General features: G+C 60.9%; 16 protein-coding genes. 9 read left to right on the top strand and 7 right to left on the bottom strand.

Going from position 1 to position 16,797, the window contains the following annotated elements; genetic code table 11:
* Positions 1 to 55 precede the first annotated feature (55 nt).
* A complete protein-coding gene (locus tag ABID16_RS12035) occupies positions 56 to 1,153 on the top strand; it encodes a M24 family metallopeptidase (RefSeq protein WP_354556594.1) in 1,098 nt (365 codons plus the stop codon).
* Between the two features lie 14 nt (positions 1,154 to 1,167).
* Positions 1,168 to 1,674, top strand: a complete 507-nt coding sequence (locus ABID16_RS12030; protein ID WP_354556593.1) for a GNAT family N-acetyltransferase — start codon at positions 1,168 to 1,170, stop codon at positions 1,672 to 1,674.
* A 59-nt stretch (positions 1,675 to 1,733) separates the two neighbouring features.
* On the opposite strand, the gene ABID16_RS12025 is transcribed toward ABID16_RS12030, so the two are convergent.
* On the bottom strand, positions 1,734 to 2,873 hold the full coding sequence (locus ABID16_RS12025; RefSeq protein WP_354556592.1) for an ROK family transcriptional regulator: 1,140 nt from the start codon (positions 2,871 to 2,873) through the stop codon (positions 1,734 to 1,736).
* 247 nt (positions 2,874 to 3,120) lie between these two features.
* On the opposite strand from ABID16_RS12025, the gene ABID16_RS12020 reads away from it, so the two are divergent.
* From ABID16_RS12020 to ABID16_RS12000, 5 genes are all read left to right on the top strand, one after another.
* Positions 3,121 to 4,233 carry an ABC transporter ATP-binding protein gene (locus ABID16_RS12020; protein WP_354556591.1) on the top strand — a complete coding sequence of 371 codons (1,113 nt, stop codon included), beginning with the start codon at positions 3,121 to 3,123 and terminating at the stop codon, positions 4,231 to 4,233.
* Positions 4,230 to 5,093: an ABC transporter permease gene (locus ABID16_RS12015; RefSeq protein ID WP_354556590.1), complete on the top strand. Its 864-nt coding sequence runs from the start codon at positions 4,230 to 4,232 to the stop codon at positions 5,091 to 5,093. Before ABID16_RS12020 ends, ABID16_RS12015 begins: the two co-directional genes overlap by 4 nt.
* Positions 5,094 to 5,096: 3 nt before the next feature.
* Positions 5,097 to 5,939, top strand: coding sequence for an ABC transporter permease (locus ABID16_RS12010; RefSeq protein ID WP_354556589.1), 843 nt, complete (start codon positions 5,097 to 5,099; stop codon positions 5,937 to 5,939).
* Between the two features lie 44 nt (positions 5,940 to 5,983).
* Positions 5,984 to 7,105, top strand: a complete 1,122-nt coding sequence (locus ABID16_RS12005) for an extracellular solute-binding protein (protein WP_354556588.1) — start codon at positions 5,984 to 5,986, stop codon at positions 7,103 to 7,105.
* 89 nt (positions 7,106 to 7,194) lie between these two features.
* Positions 7,195 to 7,965 (top strand): glycerophosphodiester phosphodiesterase family protein, encoded by a 771-nt coding sequence (locus ABID16_RS12000; protein ID WP_354556587.1) that lies wholly within the window; start codon positions 7,195 to 7,197, stop codon positions 7,963 to 7,965.
* A gap of 71 nt (positions 7,966 to 8,036) precedes the next feature.
* On the opposite strand, the gene ABID16_RS11995 is transcribed toward ABID16_RS12000, so the two are convergent.
* The 3 genes from ABID16_RS11995 to ABID16_RS11985 form a co-directional block, all read right to left on the bottom strand.
* Positions 8,037 to 8,885, bottom strand: a complete 849-nt coding sequence (locus tag ABID16_RS11995; protein WP_354556586.1) for a carbohydrate ABC transporter permease — start codon at positions 8,883 to 8,885, stop codon at positions 8,037 to 8,039.
* Between the two features lie 5 nt (positions 8,886 to 8,890).
* Positions 8,891 to 9,832, bottom strand: a complete 942-nt coding sequence (locus tag ABID16_RS11990) for a carbohydrate ABC transporter permease (protein WP_354556585.1) — start codon at positions 9,830 to 9,832, stop codon at positions 8,891 to 8,893.
* A gap of 112 nt (positions 9,833 to 9,944) precedes the next feature.
* Complete coding sequence (locus ABID16_RS11985) at positions 9,945 to 11,195, bottom strand: ABC transporter substrate-binding protein (RefSeq protein WP_354556584.1); 1,251 nt, start codon at positions 11,193 to 11,195, stop codon at positions 9,945 to 9,947.
* Between the two features lie 414 nt (positions 11,196 to 11,609).
* Here ABID16_RS11985 and ABID16_RS11980 point away from each other — a divergent pair, with 414 nt between their 5' ends.
* Positions 11,610 to 12,644 (top strand): LacI family DNA-binding transcriptional regulator, encoded by a 1,035-nt coding sequence (locus ABID16_RS11980; RefSeq protein ID WP_354556583.1) that lies wholly within the window; start codon positions 11,610 to 11,612, stop codon positions 12,642 to 12,644.
* A 121-nt stretch (positions 12,645 to 12,765) separates the two neighbouring features.
* Here ABID16_RS11980 and ABID16_RS11975 read toward each other — a convergent pair whose 3' ends face one another.
* Both ABID16_RS11975 and ABID16_RS11970 read right to left on the bottom strand, forming a co-directional pair.
* Positions 12,766 to 13,692 carry an alpha/beta hydrolase gene (locus ABID16_RS11975; RefSeq protein WP_354556582.1) on the bottom strand — a complete coding sequence of 309 codons (927 nt, stop codon included), beginning with the start codon at positions 13,690 to 13,692 and terminating at the stop codon, positions 12,766 to 12,768.
* On the bottom strand, positions 13,689 to 14,837 hold the full coding sequence (locus ABID16_RS11970; protein ID WP_354556581.1) for a Gfo/Idh/MocA family protein: 1,149 nt from the start codon (positions 14,835 to 14,837) through the stop codon (positions 13,689 to 13,691). Before ABID16_RS11970 ends, ABID16_RS11975 begins: the two co-directional genes overlap by 4 nt.
* 263 nt (positions 14,838 to 15,100) lie before the next feature.
* On the opposite strand from ABID16_RS11970, the gene ABID16_RS11965 reads away from it, so the two are divergent.
* Positions 15,101 to 15,919, top strand: a complete 819-nt coding sequence (locus tag ABID16_RS11965) for a sugar phosphate isomerase/epimerase family protein (protein ID WP_354556580.1) — start codon at positions 15,101 to 15,103, stop codon at positions 15,917 to 15,919.
* A 34-nt stretch (positions 15,920 to 15,953) separates the two neighbouring features.
* On the opposite strand, the gene ABID16_RS11960 is transcribed toward ABID16_RS11965, so the two are convergent.
* Entirely contained in the window at positions 15,954 to 16,715 is a 762-nt protein-coding gene (locus ABID16_RS11960; protein ID WP_354556579.1) for a DeoR/GlpR family DNA-binding transcription regulator, read from the bottom strand.
* Positions 16,716 to 16,797 lie beyond the last annotated feature (82 nt).

Genomic DNA, 16,797 nt, shown 5'->3' with positions numbered 1-16,797 from the left:
GCATTATCCCGGCGGCCTTTTCTTTTTCCCCAATTGAACGACAGGAGCGAAGCCGATGTTCGAGGCGCGCATGAAACGGCTGACCGCGCGGATGGCCGAAACCGGAACCGATGGCGTCTTCGTTGGTCCGACCTCCAACATGAAATGGCTGGCCGGCTTCGATCCACATGGCGACGAGCGTCCCGTCATGCTCGTCGTCGGACCGAAATCCGCCGCCTTCCTGATGCCGGCGCTGAATGCCGACAGCGCCCGCCAACACACCGACCTTCCCTTCGTCACCTGGTCGGATGCCGAAGGCCCGGCAAGCGCTTTTGCCCGCGTGCTTGCCGAGACCGGCATTTCCGACATGACGACGCCTTCCATTGCACTCGATGAAACCATGCGCGCCGACTTCGCCATGATGATCGTCGATGCCTTTCCGGGTGCGAAACGCCAGTTTCTGGCCGACACTGTCGGCGCGCTGCGCGCCGCGAAGGACGAGAGCGAATACAAGCTCCTGAAGATGAACGCGCTGATCGATGACGAGACGATGCGCGCGGCCTTTGCAGCGCTCAAGCCCGGCATGAGCGAGCTGGAAGCGGCCGAAGTCATCAAGCAGACGTTCAAGGTGCAAGGTGCGTCAGCCGAATTCGTCATCGTCTGTTTCGGCGAGAATGGCGCGTTTCCGCATCACCATTCCGGCGAGCGCCGCCTGAAGGCGGGCGATGCCATCCTTCTGGACATCGGTGGCCGCAAGGATGGCTATCCGAGCGACATGACCCGTGTCGGCTATTGCGGCACGCCGCCCGAAGGCTTCGAAGAGGTCGTCGCCGTTGTCGAGCGCGCGGTGCAGGCCGCGATTGCGGCAGCCCGTCCGGGCGTCAAGGCCTCCGACGTCGACCGCGCCGCCCGCGAGACGATTGCCGCGGCCGGCTATGGCGACCGCTTCCTGCACCGCACCGGCCATGGGCTGGGCATCGACGTCCACGAGCGGCCCTATATCACGGCGGCCTCCGACGTCGTTTTGCGGGCCGGCAATGTCTTTTCCATCGAGCCCGGCATCTATCTGACCGACCGTTTCGGCGTCCGGCTGGAAGAGATCGTCATCCTCGGCCCGAATGGTGCGGAAGTGTTCTCCGAACTCTCGCGCCAGCCCGTTCGCGTCGAAGGCTGAGGAGCGTTCCGTCCATGTCCGGCATCGTCATTCGCAGACCCAGAGCAGAAGACGGGGACGATGTCGCCGCCATCTACGCATTCGAGGAGGTGGTTGCGTTCACCACGCAGCTGCCTCATCGCGATGTCCAGTTCTGGCGGGATTTTTACCGCACGCGCGATCCGGAGGGCGTGGAACTGGTCGCCGAGGTCGAGGGCCGCGTGGTCGGCCATCTCGGCATGTTCCTCAATCATGCGCCACGCCGCAAGCATGTCGGCAGCTTCGGCATCGCCGTTCATCCGGACTTCCACGGGCGAGGCGTGGGGAAGGCGCTGATGTCGGAAATGATCAACCTGTCCGACAACTGGCTCAATCTCGTCCGTCTCGAACTCTCCGTCGCTTCGGAAAACGCCCGCGCCATCGCGCTCTATCGCGGCTTCGGCTTCGAGGTCGAGGGTGAGTTCAAGATGGACCTGTTCCGCAACGGCCGCTATGCCGACACGACCCGGATGGCGCGGCTGCGCCTGTCAAACACGGGATGATACTGCGGCTGCTGTGAGACTTTATGCAAGCTCACCGGATTGCCGGGATTCGGCCCGGTTCAGGGTTTTGGCAGCGACCAGAGAAAATAACGCTCCATGAGCGGAATGAGGGCGGCACCCAAGATGGCGGGATCCCCGGCGATCTCGCTGACAAGGCGCGTCGGGTAGGGCGCTTCCACGCCATAGCGCGCGCCGGATTTCGAAGGGGGAACCTGCAGGAGCCGCTCGCCCAGCGCCTGCGGCAGTTCGCCACCGTAGACGATTGCCTCCGGGTCGATGACACCGCGCAGCATGTCGATGGCGCGGTTGAGCGCTGGTGTAACTTCCTCAATCCACTCCTCCACGCCAGGCCAGAGAGGATCGAAACGCCGGCGCAGCTCGCGAATGTTGGCGATTTCGACGCCGCGGGCGTTCAGGCGCTTGAGCAATTCGCCTAGGGCAGGGCGCGACGGACCTTCCTCAACCGTGAAAACGCGGCTGATTTCGCCCGCATTGCCAAACGCGCCGAAAAGCGGTCTGCCGTCCAGAACAATGCCGCCGCCGAAGCCGTAGTTGAACGAGAGATAGCCGAAGGTGGGAAATCGCCGGCCGGCGCCCAAGGCCGACTCGCCGATCGCACCCGTCGTTCCGTTGTTCTCGACCAGTACCGGAAGATCGAACAGCGTTTCGAGTTCGCTGCGGATATCGACGAGTGACCAGTCGCGTAGCGGTTCCGGCGCGTTGAACCTGCGCTGACCGTCCACGAAAAAGCCGGCCATGGAAAACCCGACACCTATGAGGCGCGACGGATCGATGCCGCGGCCGATCATGGCTTCACGGATGCGCTGCTTGAGCAGGAACAGGGTGTCATGGCGGCTGTCCGGTCGCCCCTCAAGCATTTCCTCATGCACGATGTTGCAGGCGAAATCGCAGATACCGAAGGAAACGCAGTCGGTGTTGATGGAGATGCCGATCGTGTAGCCAGCGCCTCCATTCAACTGCAGCACAGGGCTCGGCTTGCCGCGCCCATGCGCGACGGCTTCGCCAAGTTTGATCAGTCCCGCCTCCAGCAACGTGTCGACGATGCGGTGAACGGAGGGCTGGGTGAGATTGGTCTGCGGTGCCACGGAGGAACGCATGGCGCCGCCTGACGCCCGCCGGACGATCTCCAGAACCATCCGTTCGTTGCCCGACAGGTCAGGTCGCGCCTGTCTTTTCATGACCTGTTCCTCCGCAGTCCGGTTTTTCTGCAGCCCGGCCCTACGGCGCATTCCTGCATGTTGAAATCATACATAATGTTTCAAAAATTTTGTCGCAAGCGCAATTGGTGGTCGTATCCGTCCTGAAATCGGGAGAGTCGACAATTTCATGCCGGTGAATCATCGGTCATAAATATTATACATAACGCATGATAAAGCCTTTCTATCGGACGCGGAAACGCGGGCGATATCGAGAAAGGTTTGCGAGATGGTCAGCGACGCCCCCGCGCTCAGGGTTGAGGACGCCAGTCTTCGTTATGACAGCTTCCAGGCTCTCAACGCCGTCAGTTTCAGCGCCCGCAAGGGCGAGCTGGTAACACTGCTCGGCCCCTCCGGCTGTGGCAAGACGACCCTGCTGCGCGCGATCGCAGGCTTCATTCCGCTCGATAGCGGACGGGTCGAGATCGAGGGCCGGGACATGGCCGGCATTCCGCCGGAGCGGCGCGATACCGCCATGTGCTTCCAGTCCTATGCGCTTTTCCCGCATCTGACTGTCTCCGGCAATATCGGCTTTGGCCTGCGCCAGAAGCGGCTTTCGGGTGCCGAGATGACGGCGCGCGTCGAGGAGGTTGCGGCCCAGGTGCGGCTCTCCGCCCAGCTTGAGCGTCTGCCTGCGCAGCTTTCGGGCGGGCAGCAGCAGCGCGTGGCACTCGCCCGCGCCATGGCCGTGCGCCCCGGCGTCATGCTGTTCGACGAGCCGCTCTCCAATCTCGACGCCAAGCTGCGCGATCAGGTGCGAGGGGAAATCCGCGCGCTGCAGCGGGCGCAAGGGTTTACCGCTGTATACGTGACCCACGATCAGGCAGAAGCGCTGGCCATGTCAGATCTCGTCGTTGTGATGCGCGCCGGCGTGGTCGAGCAGATGGGCGCGCCAGAAGACATCTATCGCCGCCCCGCCAACCGCTTCGTCGCCGATTTCATCGGCACCGCCAATATCATGGCCGCAAAGGTTCTCGCCGAAGACCGGACGAACGGCATCTACAAGGTGGAAACGCCGTTGGGCGAAGCCACGGTGCGGTCCGAAACTCCGCCGGTCGCTCAGCGGGTCTATCTGTGCTGGCGACCGGAAGATGCGCGCATCGTGGCGGACAGCGAAGCCGGGTCTGCGTGGGAGAATATCTATCGCCTGCAGGTCCGCTCGCGCACCTATCTCGGCAATCTGGTGGATCTCGAGGCCGGGCAGGGGGCGACGGACGGCGACAGCTGGCGCATCCAGACGCATGGCTACGCCGAGGGCGCAAGTGCTGCCGGCGAGGGCGATACGGTAGCAATCGAGATCGCGCCGAAGCATTTCCACTTCCTGAACGAGGCCGTCACATGAGCACGCGGCGGACTGCGGTTCCCTACCTTCTCCTGATCCCCGGCCTTGCTCCCATCGTCTTGCTGATGACGTTCGTCATAGGCATGGCGGTGAGCCAGTCCGTCACCTGGACCGAGGTGTCCGGACAGATCTCGCTGTCGTCCGAGGCCTGGTACACGGTTTTCGCCGATGAGCAGTTCGCACGCGCCTTCCTTTATTCCGCCCGGATCGGGACGCTCGGAGCACTCCTCTCCGTGGCACTTGCCTATCCGGTGGCGCTCTGGCTGCGCCGGCCTTTTGCCGGGTCCGATCTCGTCAGCGCGCTGATCAAGGCGCCAATCCTCGTCCACGGGCTGGTCGCCGCCTTCCTCTATGTCAATTTCGTCTCCTTCCAGGGCTTTCTCAATGTCGCGCTGGTCGGTCTCGGCCTCGCCGCCCGGCCTCTCCGCATGCAGAACGACCCCTATGCCATCGGCGTCGTCGTCCTGCAGGTCTGGAAGAACATGCCGCTCGCCTTCCTGATCCTGTCGGGCTCGGTGCGCGCAATCAGCGACGATGTGCTCAATGCGGCGCGGGATCTCGGCGCCGGACCGTTCGGGCGGCTGCGCCGCGTCGTCCTGCCGCTCACGCTGCGGTCGCTCCAGGCCGCCCTCATCATCATCTTTATCGGAGCGGCCGGCGACTACACGTTCCAGGCGGTCGCGGGACCGACGAACCTCAATTCCATGGCGCAATTCATGGTGCGCATGGAGACCGACAACGGGCTTCAGGGTGTGAGCCTCGCCTCCGTCGTCGCCGTCACCCTGATGGCACTCTCACTTGCCGGCTCGATCCTGCTGGCCGGACTCATGCAGCTTCTTGTCAAGCGGGCGGGGAGATAGATCATGGCCACGCCTTTCCGTCCTGCAGAGCGCTGGCGCAACCGCGCGCTGATCCTCTTCGCTCTCGTGGTCTTCTTCTTCGCCCTCCTCCTGCCGTTCGGCATGGCAGTGCTGTGGTCGCTCGTCGATCCCTCGCACCCCTGGGCCTATCCCAACGTCCTGCCGCCCGTCCTCTCGTTTGGGCGTTGGGTGGAAATTTGGACGACGAGCGGGCTACAGCAGGCACTCATCAACAGCTACACGGTCGCCGCGACCGTCTCGATCGCCACGATCCTGCTGGCATTGCCGACGGCCTTTGCCTTTGGACGGATGGAGTTTCACGGCAAGGCGGTCGCGCAGGTGCTGACGCTGCTTCCGCTTGCCATGCCGCTCTTCGTGCTCGCGATCTTCTACGTGACCCTTCTGTCGAAGCTCGGCATCTATTCACGCTTCCTGGGTATCGCCATCGGCCATACCGTCTGCCTTCTGCCCTATGCCATCCGGCTCTTGACGGTGTCGTTCTCGGGCGTCCGGCAGGATCTGATCGATGCCGCGCGCGATCTGGGCGCCAGCCGCCTGACCGTTTTCCGCCATGCCTATCTGCCGGTTCTGAAACCGGGGCTGCTTGCCGCAATCATCATCGTCTTCATCCTCTCCATCGAGGAGTTCGCGGTCTCCTACATCGTCGGCGCGCCGGACTTCACCACCGTACCGACCATTCTCTATTCCTACCTCGGATACAATTTCATCCGGCCCAATGCCGCGGCCGTGTCCCTGATCCTCGTCGTCCCCAATGTCCTCCTGATGCTGATTGCCGAGCACCTGCTGAAGAGCACAGGTACTGCGGCCTCGGCGGGCAAGGGATGACGGCGATGCCGTCTCGTCTTCCAACCCACCAAGGATTTTCCAACATGCTGAAGAAAGCTGCCCTTTTCGCTCTCGCCACGGCTCTGCCGCTGGCAGGCCTTCAGGCTCCGGCCCAGGCCAAGGATCTCGCTCAGATGAGCTGGGATGAAATCGTCGCCCAGGCCAAAAAGGAAGGCGAAGTTTCCTGGTTCAACTGGTATTTCCAGGACCGCTTCCGCGAGCAGGTCAAAGCCTTCGAGACCGAGACCGGTATCAAGGTCACGATCCCCAACGGTGAAGCCAAGGCCAATCAGGACAAGATGATGGCCGAAAAGTCTCGCGCCGAAGGCGATATCGATGTGATCTCGTTCGGTGGCGCGGCGCTCAACACATTCAAGCCCGAAGAAGTCTTCTTCGGTCCGCTGACGGCGCTTCTGCCGGAAGGCGCCAAGCTGCGCTACAAGATCGAAGGCGTCGACAACAAGGGCTATGCGCCGGCCTTCTGGGGCAACCAGACCGGTATCGCCTATAACCCCGCCCTCATCAAGGAAGCCGAGCTGCCCCACACGCTCGACGATTTCGTTGCCTTCATGAAGAAGAACCCCGGTCAGGTCGGCTTCAACACCGAAAACGGCGGCTCGGGCCCGGCGTTCATCGAGGCTGTGACGCGCGCGCTGGTCAAGGACATCGACTACACCGACGGCACGTCCTCGCCGGACAAAATCGCCAAGCTCGCACCGGCTTGGAGCTGGTTCAAGGCCAACCAGGCCGGCTACGTCATCACCGCATCCAACGCCGATAGCGTCACCCGCATCAACAGCGGCGAGTTCAAGCTGGTTGCGGCCTGGGAAGACCAGATCGCCGGTCTGCAGGTCAAGGGCGAAGTGTCCAAGGACATCAAGATGTATGTTCCGGACTTCGGCATGCCCGGCGGCGGCAATGTCGTGGCCATCCCGGCAAACGCCAGGCACAAGGCCGCTGCCCTCGTGTTCATCAACTGGCTGACCAGCGGCAAGACGCAGACCCAGTTTGCCAAGGTCTTCGGTATCGCGCCGCAGAACCCGGACGCCGACAGCTCCGTCGGCCTCATCCCGGCTGCCGACCGCAAGTTCTCGACCGTCTGGGCCGCCAAGCCCTTCGGCGACGATATCAAGAAGACCTTCGTCGGCAAGGTCACGCTGAACTGATCCTCGCCCGGATCAGAACTTCGTTACCGTGGCGTCGCGTCTCGCCCGCCACGGCTCTTCTCTCATTCGCACACCGAAAGACCATATCCATGCCCTTCACCGATCCGCGACCGCTCGCCACCCGCGAACGTCACAATGCCGTTGTTCCCGATGCCCTGATCGCCCATCGCGGCGCGCCCCTTCTGGCGCCGGAAAATACACTTCCCGCCATGCGCGCCGCAGCCGAAAAGGGCGCGCGCTGGGTCGAGGTCGATGTCAAACTGACCAGCGACATGAAGCCCGTTATTATCCATGATGATCGCCTCGACCGCACCACGAACGGCACAGGCTTTGTCGGCAATACGCTGTTCGAAGATATCCGCAAGCTCGACGCCGGAGCCAAGTTCAGCCCCGATTTTGCCGGCACCCGCGTGCCGACGCTGGAGGAGCTGGTCGAGACGGTGCTGGAACTTGATCTCGGTTTGCAGCTTGAACTGAAGCCGACCGCAGGCGACGATGTCGAGACGGCGGAAGTGGCGCTTGCCGCGATGAAGGCGCTGTGGCCGGTGGGTCGTAGCAAGCTGTTCTTCACCAGCTTCTCGATCCGCTCCGTCCATGCCGCCGCCCGCCTGATGCCCGACGTACCGCGGGCCTATGCCGTCGTCGCACCCCCGCGCGATCCGAAGGCCCTGCTCGACGAGACGAAGTGCCAGATCCTGCATGTGCAGCACGAATTCATGCCGGAGGACGCCCTGAAGCGTCTCGCCGACAGCGGCATCGAATATGCCGTCGCCACGATCAACGACCGCGAGATTGCAGATCGCTTCTTCAAAGCCGGCGCGCAAACCGTGCTGTCGGACCTGCCCGACCTTTTTGGCTGAGCCGGGATCAGGGAAGCGTGAAACGCATCTTATATGCGCTCACGCTTTCCTTCCTATTCCCCAGGGCTGGGTCAGCTCTTGACCGAACCGGCCGTCATGCCTGCCAGGAAGTAGCGCTGCGCGAAGAGATAGAGAAGCAGGAGCGGCAGCGAGCCAAGCACGCTCATGGCCATCATCTCGTTCCACTCAAACGCATGCTGGCCCATGAGAAGCTGGATGCCGATGGGCACCGTTCGCAAGCTCGTGGACTTGGTCAGCGTCAGGGCGAAGAGAAACTCGTTCCACGAGAGCAGGAACGTGTAGACAGAGGTGGCCACGATGCCCGGAATGGATACGGGGACGATGACGCGCCAGAGCGCAGTCCAGCTCGACCCGCCGTCGACCAGCACGGCCTCGTCGAGTTCCTTCGGAAGCGTGTTGAAATAGCCGGTCATCAACAGGATGGCATAGGGCAGTGTGAAGACCAAGTAGGTCAGGATCAACGCGAAATAGCTGTCGAAGATTTTCAGCGCGACGACGATGCCGAAATAGGGGATCAGCAGGGTGATCGGCGGAACGGTCTGCGTGCTGATGATGAAGACGTTCAGCGCACCCTTGAACCGGAAGGAATAGCGGCTGAAGCCGTAGGCGGTGAGGATGGAAATGAGAACGGTGAGCACCGTCACCACGCCCGCGATGAGGTAGCTGTTCAGGAAGAACCGTACCTTCACCGGATCGCGGAAGATCGTGAAATAGGCCTCAAGCGTTGCCTGCTTGGGCAGAAGCCGAGGCGGCAGTGCAAAGATCTCCGTGTTCGACTTCAGCGATGTGAAGAGCATCCAGAGGATCGGAAACGTCGCAAAGGCCAGGCCCGCCAGCAGCCCAACGTAAATGAGAAGCGTCGGAAGAACGGATCGTTTGAACGAGGAACGCTTTGCCATGCCGATCACCTGCGCTGCTGATGCTTGATGTAGAAATATGTCACGCTCATCGACATCACGAGGATGACGATGGCGCTCGCCGACGCGGCCGAGAACTCATATTGGGCAAACGCCAGCTTGTAGGTGAAGGTCGACAGCATCTCGGTCGAGTAGATCGGCCCGCCGCCGGTGGTCATCCACACAAGCGGGAAGACCTGCATGGTCCAGATGAAATCGAGAAGCGAAATGCTGATCATGACGGGCATGAGCTGCGGGATCGTGATGTACCAGAATTTTTCGAAGTCGTTCGCGCCGTCTATGCCGGCCGCTTCGTAAAGATCCTTGGGGATGCCCTGCAGTCCGGCCAGCAGGCTGACCATGTAGAGCGGATAGCCGGCCCAGATATTGGCGAAAGTCAGCGCATGTAGCGCGGTCTTGGGCGACGAGAACCACTCGACCTTGAAGTCCACGATATGCAGCGTCATCAGGATGCTGTTGACGACCCCGTTCGGATCGAGAAGCAGCCGCCATATGATGGCGATGATGACGGCCGTGAAAAGCCAGGGAAGAATGTAGAGAACACGCAGAATGCTTCTTATGAAGGGATCAATGCGCTGGGTGTTGAGCATCAGCGCAAAGGCGAGCCCGAGAAGCAGATGGAAGACGACGCTCATGACGGTGAAGTACAGCGTGTGACCGAGCGACTGCCAGAACACCGGATTTTCGAAGATGGTCAGGTAGTTCTTGAACCCGGCAAATCCCGCGTCCTTGCGCATGATGGCGTTGTCCATCAGCGAATATCGAAACACCGTCACCATGGGCAAAAGCATCAGGAAGACAAGAAGCAGCGTCGCCGGCGAAACATAGAGATAGGGCGTCAGCTTCTGCAGCGACCTGTAACTCAGCCGGGATTTTCTGGCTGCCTTCTTCGGTTGGGCTCCTGCAAGCGCCGGGCTTATACTGGTCATGGGACTTTACCTTCCAATTTGCCGACCATTTTTGCCGGCAAGCCCGCCGGCACTGGACGCAGAAGGCTGACGGCGCCGAAACGCCGCCAGCCACCTTGGGAGTATATTCAGATCAGAACTTGGCGAGCCATGCCTTTTGAGCTTTGGCAGCTGCATCCTTGGCCGACTGCTGACCGTCGAACAGCTTTTGCACTTCGACGTTCATGTCACGCATCAGTTCTTCAGCCACGGGAAGACCAACGAATTCGTTCGCCGGATAGCCGCTCTGATAGATCTTGAATGCGTCGCCGAAGATCGCGTCGGTCTTCACGAAGTCCGGTTGAGCCTTGACGTTGCCCGGAAATGCGTTGGCGATCGAGACCAGCTGGCTGTTGACCTTGGGGCTCATCAGGAATTCGACAAGCTTCCAGGCTTCATCCTTGTGCTTGCTGCTTTCGCTGATGCCGATACCCCAGGACGCATATGGCATTCCGCGCTTGCCGGTGTAACCGTCCTTCGCAGGGAGCGCCGAGACGCCGAAGTGAAGGTTCGGATTGCGCTGGCGGATCAGGTTCACGTGGGCAAGCGAGTCGATCATCATGCCAACGCGACCGTTGACGAACTCCTCGACCTTGTCCTGTTCCTTCTTGGCGAAGATGCCGGGCGAAACGACGCCGTCCTTGTTAAGCTTGTTGATGTAATCAAGCGTCCCGACCACATCGTCATTCTCGAGGTTCGGCTTGCCGTCCTTCAACATGGAGCCGCCGGATGCCCAGACCCAGGACATGACGTCGTTCTGGATGCCGCTCGGCGATTGCAGCGAAAGCGGAAGAACCCATCCGTACACATTCTTCGACGCATCGGTCATCTTCTTGGCCGCTGCGGCAAATTCCGTCCGGTTCGTCGGCATCTTGTCGACGCCTGCTGCCTTTGCCAGATCAAGGTTGACGAAGACCGGATAGACGAAAGAGGCGACAGGGAACATGACGCTCTTGCCATCCACCTTGACGATATCGGCGAGTTGGCTGCGATCGTATTTCGCCTTGTCCATCAGCGCGCCCATATCCGTGATGGCGCCCTGTTTGGTCAGGCCATTGACCCATGCACCATCGAGGCCGACCACGTCGCTGAGCGTGCCCGAAGCTGCGCCGACAACGATCTGGTCATGGGTGGTGGCATAGGGGCCGCTGACGAGCGTGACCTTGATGCCGGGGTTTTCCTTTTCGAACTGATCCATGATGCCGCGCATTGCGCCTGCCGGCATTTCGGGTTCCCACCACTGGATGAATTCGATGGTCGTATCCGCCGCCAGCGACGTCGAGGCCCAAAGACCGAGGGCCGCGGCGGTGATGGCCAGGGTTTTTCCGAATGTACTGAATTTCATGTCTTCCTCCCGTTCGACTGATGAAATGTCGATCCTCCCAAAGATCGTGCCGGCAGTAGGTTCCCATGATCGCGGCATGTCAACCGACATCTGAACGGAAATGCAAAATTATCTGGCATTTTGGATCATATCCATATGAAAATAAATGATAAAAAAATTTTGCGCGCGGAAATTTTATTGCACGTCTTCTGTTGCCCGAGATGCATTTTTTCTTTACTTTCGTAAACAAATGAAAGATTGACTGTAAGGACCGGAATAGGCGGGATCCGGCGCAATCTCATCCCGGCATCGAAAAGCTCATGCGGACGATGGCGGTCTGCTGCCTCTCTTGCCGAATTTCGCGCCATCAGGCATTGGGGTTTTCACAGGAATTGAAGTCCGGATGCCCGTTCCGGCAAATGGCGGGGGAAACGAATGGCGAAGAAAACATATCGGTCCATGGATGATTTCGCGGTTGCCTGCGGAGTGTCTCGCCCGACTCTTTCGAAATACTTTGATGATCCGTCCCAGGTGAAAGAGGTCACCCGCAAGAGCATCGAAGCGGTACTCAAGAAGTCGAACTTCGAACCGAATCTCTTTGCAAGGCACCTGAACAGGAAGCGCACGAAAAATATCGGCATTCTCGTCCCCACGATGGCGGACCCGTTCTATGTGCAGGTCGTGTCATTGATTGAAATCGAGTTGCGCGGCAAAGGCTATTGGCCGGTGCAGATTTCGTCGCACACGCGACCCGAACTGGAAGAGGAGGCCGTCCGCACGCTTTTGTCGCTGAAGGTGGCCGGCGCGATCGTCGCGCCCATGGGCAACAGCTCACGGAAGTTTGCACTGGAACGGCTGAAGGATGCCATTCCCATCGTCTGCTTCGATAGTCCTTCGCGCTTCAATCTGCCCTTCGTCGGAAACGACAACGCACAGAGCGTCGCGGCCATCGTTCAGTACCTCTGCCGCTCCGGCGAGCCGCCGGTCTTCCTGGATGTTCCGCATCTGGTGGAAAACACCAATGAGCGCACCGAAAGCTATTCCGCAACGATGGCGCGGGAAGGCCATTCGCCGCTGGTGATTGCCTGCGATGCGCCGCCATCCTGGGAATTCGAACGGCTCGGTTATGAGCAGATGAACCATCTGCTGGCGAAGGGGGGATTGCCGGGCAAGACACTGCTCTGCGCCAATGATCGTTTTGCTTTCGGGGCCATGGCCGCCGCCTTTGCCGCTGGCCTCAAGATCGGGCGGGCCGACGGCTGCGATATTCGCATCGCCGGCCATGACGATCACCCGCTCAGCCGCTACGCCTGCCCATCGCTGACGACGATGGCACAGAATGCGCCAGAAATCGCCGCGCGTTCGGTTGAAATGCTGCTGAATCTCCTCGACGAGGACGCTGCCGGACGAAAGGCGATGCCGAACAGCGTCATCCTGGAAGCGACCCTTGTCATGCGCGATTCCGCATAAACGAGGCTAACCGTGATCATTTCAACGTTTCACAGAAACGCTGAAACGATCTATCGCCTTGTTTTTGCGCAATTTCGGACGCGAAACCGGTTTCCACCTTCGCTGAAATTGCTCTAACCCTTCACCCGCGGCCAAGTTCGCGCCATGCGGCGGCGATGTCGGCGAGCGCTTCATGCGCTTGCGGGATGGCGCGCGCCATCGAAACGAAACCGTGGATCTGTCCGGGCCAGACACGATAGGTCCCACCCGCCTCATCCTTCAGTCGCAGGGCATAGGCCAGACCTTCATCGTAAAGCACATCGCAACCGGCAAGAACGACGAAGGCAGGTGCCACACCGGCGAGCGACGCGGTCAGCAAGGGTGAGGCGCGCCAGTTCGTCATGGCCGCCGGATCATCGCAATACTGCTCCCGAAACCACCGCATTGCCTCGGCCGTCAGCCCAAAACCGTTCGCGAATGCGCGGTAGCTTTCCGATTGCTGGCGCTGGTCGGTGACCGGATAGATGAGGAACTGTCCTGCCACTGGCGGCGCTTCGCCATCGCGCGCCAACAGCGCCACAACGGCCGCCAGGTTTCCGCCCGCGCTGTCGCCAGCAACAACGATGCGTCTCGGATCGATCCCCAGCACATCGGCATGCATCACCATCCAGCCCAGGGTGGCCGCGCAATCCTCAATCGCTGCAGGAAAGGGGTGTTCGGGCGCCAGCCTGTAGTCGGGCGAAACGACAACGGCCTGAGCCATATTTGCAAGGATACGGCAGATGTCCTCGTGGGTCTCCGGTGCGCCGATGACAAACCCGCCACCATGAAGGTAGAGCATCGCCGGGGCACCCTCGCGCGGCGCATCGCGGCCGCGCCAGATTTTCACGCGTATGCCGCTGACGACCTGCTCGGTGATCTCCCCGACCGGCTCAAGAGGCTGCTGAAGCCTGGCAAAGCCGGCGAAATATTGCCGTCGCGCCTCTTCCGGTGTGCAGTTTTCGACAGGCTTTTCAGGCTCGGACGGCCACTGCAGCGCGTTGAGAGCCGAAGGGTCGAGCCTGTTCATGCCAGCAGGCTCCTGGCCTCGGTCTCGGTGAATTCGATGGGTTGCGCGAGCTCTGACTCGATCAGTTGCGCGGTGCCCGTTTCGCCGGCGCGCAGGATCGATTCCATGATGTCGAGGACATGCAGGGCGAGATCACCCGAAGCACGCGGCGGCCGGCCTTCGACAATGGAACGTGCAAGGTCGGCAAGGCCCACCATCCGGTAATTGGCGCGGTCGGGCTTGTCGATCGGCCAGTTGACCGCGCCGAAGAGATCGCCGGCAGTGTCTGTCTCTTCCCAGGGCGCACCCTGTCTCGAAAGTCCTATGACGCCGCCGAAATTGTCAGGGTCAGGAAGACGCAGGGAACCTTCCGTTCCATGCAGCTCAATCGGATAATTGGAGTGGCGGAAAACGTCCCAGGAGGCACCGAAGGTGACGGTTGCGCCGTTTTCAAACTCCAGAAGCGACAGGACGCTGGTCGGCGTCCCGACCTTGAAGGTCGTGTTCTTCTTCGGTCCTTCTGCGGTAATCAGGCGCTCCTGCTGCCCGCTCGTCGCCACCGCCTGCACGCGGCGGACGGGACCCATGAGATTGACCATCATGGAGAGATAATAGGGGCCCATGTCCATGACCGGGCCTGCGCCCGGCTGGTAGTAGAAACCGGGATCCGGGTGCCAATGCTCCATCCCGCGGCCCATCATGAAGGCCGTCCCCGTCACCGGCTTGCCGATGGCGCCCGAAGAAATCATGCGCCGGGCAAGACGGCCTGCGGCACCCAGGAACGTATCGGGTGCGGAGCCCAGAGCAAGGCCCCTCTGTTTGGCCGTCGTGACGAGGCTGCGGCCTTCCGCGCCTGTGACACCCAACGGCTTTTCAGTGAAGACATGTTTGCCCGCCAGCAGCGCCTGCATCGAAATATCATGATGGGCGGCGGGTATGGTGAGGTTCAGGACGAGGTCGATATCCCTGGAAACGATCAGGTCCTCGACTGCCTGGGCGCGGAGGCCGAACTGCTCCGCGCGCGCTTTTGCCGCAGCCGGATTGATGTCGGCGCAGGCGGTGATTTCGACATTCCGAAACAGCGCGGCGTTGCGCATATAGGCAAGCGAAATGCTGCCGCAACCGACCACGCCGATGCGCAGAACCTGTTCTTTTTGTGTTGTCATATCAATTACCTATAACTTCCTGCGTGGGGGATTGAGATCCGAAAGGACGGCCGATGACTGCGCGCGCTTCACGATTAAACTTGACGCACGATAACATTTAATCTTACGTAATGACAAGACGTTGGGAGGCGTCTCGATCCCACCAAATGCTCGTCTCCGGTACCCCTGCGTCAGCGGCAAATGGCTTGCGACTTTCGCAAGGCCGGAGCACCCCATCGAACAGCCAGCGCCCCCTGGCTTGCACAGGACAGGTCAGGACCATCATGAACACGACAGAACTGAAAATCGGCTGCCAGACATTCACCTGGGAGATGCTCGGCAGCGGCTGGGACGGCGGGCCGGACGACCTCCTGAGCGCCATTTCTGCGGGCGGCTATTCGGGTATCGAAATCACCGATACGATGATCGGCCACTATGCCGGCAAGCCGGATGCCTTTGCAAAAGCGCTGGCCTCGGCCGGACTGCAGCTTGTTTCCTTTGCCTTTGGGTCGCAAAGCGGCTTCACAATTCCTGCGATGCTCGCCGAAGATCTGGAGGCAACGCGGCGCTGGGTGGATTTTGCCGCGCATTTTCCGGGCGCGCTCGTGTCGATGGGCTCCGCAACGGTCATGGATGAAGGTCCGCGCGAGGAGAAATTCGCCATCGCCGCAGAATGCTACAACCGGTCGAGCGAAATCGGCAGGGCGGCAGGCGTGACCGTCGCCATTCATCCCTCATCGCACCACAACACGCTTCTGTTCACCCGCGCCGATTACGACGCCATTTTCGAGAAGCTGGAGCCGACGGTCGGCTGGGTGCCGGATACCGGCCATATCCTGCGCGGCGGCCAGACGATGGGCGACACGCTCAACGCCTACCGCGACCGCATCCGCTACGTTCATCTGAAGGATGTGGACAAGGCGGGGAACTGGGCGATGCTGGGGCAGGGCGCATGTGATGTGCCCGCAGTGATTGAAGCTGCGAAAAACGCGCCGAATTTCAATGGATGGATCGTGGTGGAGGAGGAATCGAAAGAAGCGGGAGCAGACCCGGCCCGCGCCGTGAAGGTCAATTTCGAGACATTGCGCAGGTTAGGGTTCTAAGGGCGAGCAGCGGCGGCCGGCCACGCCTGAATTGTCAGGCGTAGCGCACTTCGACGCCAAGCTTGTCGAGCCGATGGCGGATGCTGTGGGGCAGGCCGCTGTCGGTAATGATCAGATCGACGCGGGAGAGCGAGAAGGCCTTGGAGGATGCGCCAATGTCCCACTTGCTCGAGTCAGCCACCAGGACGACGCGACGGGCCATGCGCACCAGGTTCCGCTTGGTGCGGGCGACGTCTTCGGAGACATCGACGACGTCAAAGGACTGGTCGATCGCGTGCGCACTGACGAAGGCCTGATGGGCGACGAGCCCGCCGAGCACCTTGTCGGAATCGGCGATCAGCGTGCTGACCGTGCTCGGAAATACCCGGCCGCCGATCATGTGGACGTCGAGGCCGGGCCGATACATCAGGTGCTGCGCGATGTTCATCGCCGTCGTCGCCACGACGACATTGTTGACCGGCGGCATCTGCATGGCGACCTGCAGCAGGGTGGAGCCGCTGTCAAAGACGATGGACTGGTTGTCGATGATCTGTTTCGCGGCGAGATGCGCGATCCGCCGCTTGGCGTCGAAATTGCGCTGCATGCGCTCTTCGAAGGCGGCGGCGGGCGATGCTGCAGGCAGCGCAATCGCGCCGCCATGGGTTTTGATGAGGAGTTTCTTCGACGCCAGAAGCTCGAGATCGGCGCGTATGGTGACCTCTGAGACTTCGAACAGCTCCGAAAGCTGGTTCGTCCTGATCTGACCGACCCGCTGCAGCTCGATCAATATCTGTTGCCGTCTCTGCTCTGCCAGCATGTGCAATCCCAAATGAACCGCGCTTTTCGAAGGTGGCTTTTGAAATTCGAAAGGGCGGAGACGTTTCGAAAGGTTTCGTTTT

Origin of the sequence: Limnomicrobium aquaticum, from assembly GCF_040545545.1 — a bacterium.
Lineage (GTDB): Bacteria > Pseudomonadota > Alphaproteobacteria > Rhizobiales > Rhizobiaceae > Ensifer_A > Ensifer_A aquaticum.
Note: the sequence above shows the minus strand (reverse complement) of the source record. Positions and strands in the feature narration are given on the sequence as shown.

Coding starts and splice junctions, on each gene's coding strand:
- ABID16_RS12035 (WP_354556594.1), top strand. CDS start 56: ATGTTCGAGGCGCGCATGAAACGGCTGACCGCGCGGATGGCCGAAACC.
- ABID16_RS12030 (WP_354556593.1), top strand. CDS start 1,168: ATGTCCGGCATCGTCATTCGCAGACCCAGAGCAGAAGACGGGGACGAT.
- ABID16_RS12025 (WP_354556592.1), bottom strand. CDS start 2,873: ATGAAAAGACAGGCGCGACCTGACCTGTCGGGCAACGAACGGATGGTT.
- ABID16_RS12020 (WP_354556591.1), top strand. CDS start 3,121: ATGGTCAGCGACGCCCCCGCGCTCAGGGTTGAGGACGCCAGTCTTCGT.
- ABID16_RS12015 (WP_354556590.1), top strand. CDS start 4,230: ATGAGCACGCGGCGGACTGCGGTTCCCTACCTTCTCCTGATCCCCGGC.
- ABID16_RS12010 (WP_354556589.1), top strand. CDS start 5,097: ATGGCCACGCCTTTCCGTCCTGCAGAGCGCTGGCGCAACCGCGCGCTG.
- ABID16_RS12005 (WP_354556588.1), top strand. CDS start 5,984: ATGCTGAAGAAAGCTGCCCTTTTCGCTCTCGCCACGGCTCTGCCGCTG.
- ABID16_RS12000 (WP_354556587.1), top strand. CDS start 7,195: ATGCCCTTCACCGATCCGCGACCGCTCGCCACCCGCGAACGTCACAAT.
- ABID16_RS11995 (WP_354556586.1), bottom strand. CDS start 8,885: ATGGCAAAGCGTTCCTCGTTCAAACGATCCGTTCTTCCGACGCTTCTC.
- ABID16_RS11990 (WP_354556585.1), bottom strand. CDS start 9,832: ATGACCAGTATAAGCCCGGCGCTTGCAGGAGCCCAACCGAAGAAGGCA.
- ABID16_RS11985 (WP_354556584.1), bottom strand. CDS start 11,195: ATGAAATTCAGTACATTCGGAAAAACCCTGGCCATCACCGCCGCGGCC.
- ABID16_RS11980 (WP_354556583.1), top strand. CDS start 11,610: ATGGCGAAGAAAACATATCGGTCCATGGATGATTTCGCGGTTGCCTGC.
- ABID16_RS11975 (WP_354556582.1), bottom strand. CDS start 13,692: ATGAACAGGCTCGACCCTTCGGCTCTCAACGCGCTGCAGTGGCCGTCC.
- ABID16_RS11970 (WP_354556581.1), bottom strand. CDS start 14,837: ATGACAACACAAAAAGAACAGGTTCTGCGCATCGGCGTGGTCGGTTGC.
- ABID16_RS11965 (WP_354556580.1), top strand. CDS start 15,101: ATGAACACGACAGAACTGAAAATCGGCTGCCAGACATTCACCTGGGAG.
- ABID16_RS11960 (WP_354556579.1), bottom strand. CDS start 16,715: ATGCTGGCAGAGCAGAGACGGCAACAGATATTGATCGAGCTGCAGCGG.